The sequence below is a fragment of the Thalassospira mesophila genome, assembly GCF_002115755.1.
GTDB classification, from domain to species: Bacteria; Pseudomonadota; Alphaproteobacteria; order Rhodospirillales; family Thalassospiraceae; genus Thalassospira; species Thalassospira mesophila.
In genome coordinates this window covers 1-2,840 of record NZ_JFKA01000027.1, presented here as the reverse complement: position 1 = coordinate 2,840, position 2,840 = coordinate 1, and the positions used below count along the sequence as shown (strand labels likewise).

General features: G+C 57.1%; 2 protein-coding genes. One reads left to right on the top strand and one right to left on the bottom strand.

The annotated features are described in order from the left end of the window. Positions 1–114: 114 nt before the first annotated feature. Positions 115–1,227, bottom strand: a complete 1,113-nt coding sequence (locus TMES_RS21775) for a hypothetical protein (RefSeq protein ID WP_158091295.1) — start codon at positions 1,225–1,227, stop codon at positions 115–117. On the opposite strand from TMES_RS21775, the gene TMES_RS21770 reads away from it, so the two are divergent. Next, positions 1,226–2,605 carry an IS1380 family transposase gene (locus TMES_RS21770; RefSeq protein ID WP_085586565.1) on the top strand — a complete coding sequence of 460 codons (1,380 nt, stop codon included), beginning with the start codon at positions 1,226–1,228 and terminating at the stop codon, positions 2,603–2,605. The two genes, TMES_RS21775 and TMES_RS21770, sit on opposite strands and share 2 nt — an antisense overlap. Positions 2,606–2,840 lie beyond the last annotated feature (235 nt).

The following is a 2,840-nucleotide window of genomic DNA, read 5'->3' as shown; positions in this document are numbered from 1 at the left end:
ATAAACGCATCGGCCTGACGGACGATGATCCCGGAACCATCACCAGGATTTAGGGTAAAGTAGAAATTGCGTTTGATATTAGTGTGTTACGTGAATTTCATCGGAACTCAGAATTTACACAGTGTTTTTCACCATATCGTCGAGCCAAACGAGGGCACCCTTGGTTATTTTCCAGGCTTCGGCGGCGTTGACGGCGTAAAGAACGGCTTCTTCCTTCGATCCCAGGCCATAATGGGACGGCATGGATTTAGGCAAATGTTTGGCACTGAGCAGGTAAGCAGGCACGCGTGGGTTGTTTTTGATTGCCGCTTTCAGGGCCTTGGCCGCGCCTGAGGTGGCGCCACCTTGTTTGAACTGCAACAAAGCATAACTATAGCCCCACTTGGCGAAGTCCGGCTCCTCATATTCCTCCAGCAAATCGCGGGCGGCACCCAGTTGGTTGAGCTCAAGAAGCTTAGGGGCGAGAATGTGGCGGATGCCCAGGTTGTCGTCCGGGCACAGCCGCAGCATATCCCGCCAATGGGCGACGGCCTCTTCCCGTTCGCCAAATTCCCACAAACAATCAGCCAGGGCGGCGCGCGCCCGCATATAGGGGCGGGTTTCCAGTATCCCCCAAAAGTCGCCTTCGTCCTCTTCGAAGGCGTCTTCCCCAAGGGTTTGGCGGATCGTCGCCTCTCCGGCCGCCACGGCCTTTTCCAGAAGCTCGCGCATCTCGATCGCCGTTCCCGCCGTTTCCCCGGCCAGCAAAACCCAGGCGTCGGCGCAAAGTTCCGACTTCTCCAGCGCCTGCCGCGCCAAGGCGACCCGCTCGCGCCTGGTTCCGGCCTCCCTGGCCTCAGACATCAGCTCCTGAGCCGCAAAGAGCGGATCGGCAGACCCATCGTCATCGTCATCATCCCAGGGATCATTGATCGCAAGACCCCGCTGCAAGTTCCCCATCAGTTTTTGCATGGCCGCCATCCCTGCCATCGATGCCTCCCGCGCCAAGGCCGGGTTGCTGATTGCGTCCAGCATGGGATCACGGGGTTTAAGGCTGTTGACGGTAGCGGCTTTCTTGCCGCTTTTGCCGCGGTTTTTGCTTACGGGCACAGAGGTTCTCCAGCATTTGGCAATCAGGTCGACACCGTAGCAGAAAACCTTGAAATCCGCCTTGTTTTTTCTTAAGAGAACGCGCCCTTTCCTTATATAATACATATTATTTTCAAATAGATAACGAGAAACCCCCATGCAGTTCTCCGATTTCGGCCCCCGCAAAATCATCGCCGCTTTCGATGGCGGGGAAATCACCTCGGACGCCGGGGTTTTGCTATTACGCGAAGCCGCTCAGAGGTTGAATTTGTTTGCGCGCATGGCGAGCTGTTTCGAGGATCACCGCGATGGTGCCCGCGTTCGCCATTCTTTGACCGATCTCCTGAACCAAAGAGTGTCGGCCATGGCTTTGGGGTACGAAGACCTCAACGATCACGACGCCCTGCGCCATGATCCGGCCCTGCGCCTGCTCGGCAATCCCGACAACCCGGCCTTGGCGGCGTCGGCGACGCTTGGGCGGCTCGAGCACAGCCGCGAGGCCGCCGATCCCCGCTACAACCCCTTCGTTCCAAAGCTTAATAAATTGCAGAATCTGCTGGTCGATCTTTACCTCGACAGCCACGACAGCCCGCCCGAGCGCATCACCCTCGATATCGATGCCACCGACATCGAAACCCACGGCCATCAGGAAGGCGGTTTCTTCCACGGATATTACGAGCATCGCTGCTTTCTGCCGCTCTATGTCACCTGCGGCCCGCACCTGCTGCTCGCCCAGTTGCGTCCCGGCAATATCGACTCTGCCCAAGGCGCGCGCAATGTTATCAAGCGCATCGTCGCCCGTATCCGCAGCCGATGGCCCGACGTCAAAATCCTGCTGCGCGGCGACAGCGGCTTCGTCCGCGAGAACCTGGTCCGCTGGTGCGAACGAAATCGCGTCGATTACATCTTCGGCCTGGCGCGCAACGGCTATCTATTGCACAAGGCGCGCAAAATCAGAAGCCGCGCCGCCGTCGAAATGGTGGACAGCAACGCGCCGGTCGAGATGTTCGGCCATTTCTCGCACCGGCCCCGGTCTAAAACCTGGGCCAAACCCCGTCAGGTGATCTGCAAAGTCCTCCATAACCCGGTACAGGAGCAACGCGTGCGCTTTCTGGTCACGTCACTTGATTGGGACAATGATTGGGCCATCCCGGAGATGCGTCAATTCGACGGCAAAGACGCCCTGCCCCGCGCGCTTTATCAAAATATCTACTGCCCCAGGGGCGATATGGAAAATCGCATCAAGGACTGCCAGTTGGACCTGTTCGGCAACCGCGCCAGCGCCCATTGCTACCGCGCCAACCAACTGCGCCTGCTGCTCGCCGGATTTGCCTATGTCCTGATGACACATCTCAGAGAAAAAGGTCTCGCCAAAACCGTCCTTGCAAAAGCCGCTCCCAATACCATCCGTCTCAAACTGCTCAAGGTCGGCGCCAGGATCATGACATCGCTCCGCCGTATCAAAATCTCCATGCCCGATGCCTATCCTTACAAAGACGCTTTCTGCAAAGCCTGGTCGGCCCTCGCACCTACCTAAGCCGCTCCCTTTTACCAAAAAAACAAAACCCCGGAACTTCCACGCGGAGAACGCCCACCTACGTCTGGCCATCAAAAGAAAATCTCGTAAAAGTTGTGATTGCGCGGCTATATCCCCAAATCAAATCCCCAACCTGTCCGGCATCGAAAAACCTGTGCGAAAATACTTCTCTTGCAGAATGGCAAAGAGGAAAATCAGGCACGAAAAATCCTGGTGATGGTTCCGGGCTATCTGC

Coding starts and splice junctions, on each gene's coding strand:
- TMES_RS21770 (WP_085586565.1), top strand. CDS start 1,226: ATGCAGTTCTCCGATTTCGGCCCCCGCAAAATCATCGCCGCTTTCGAT.
- TMES_RS21775 (WP_158091295.1), bottom strand. CDS start 1,227: ATGGGGGTTTCTCGTTATCTATTTGAAAATAATATGTATTATATAAGG.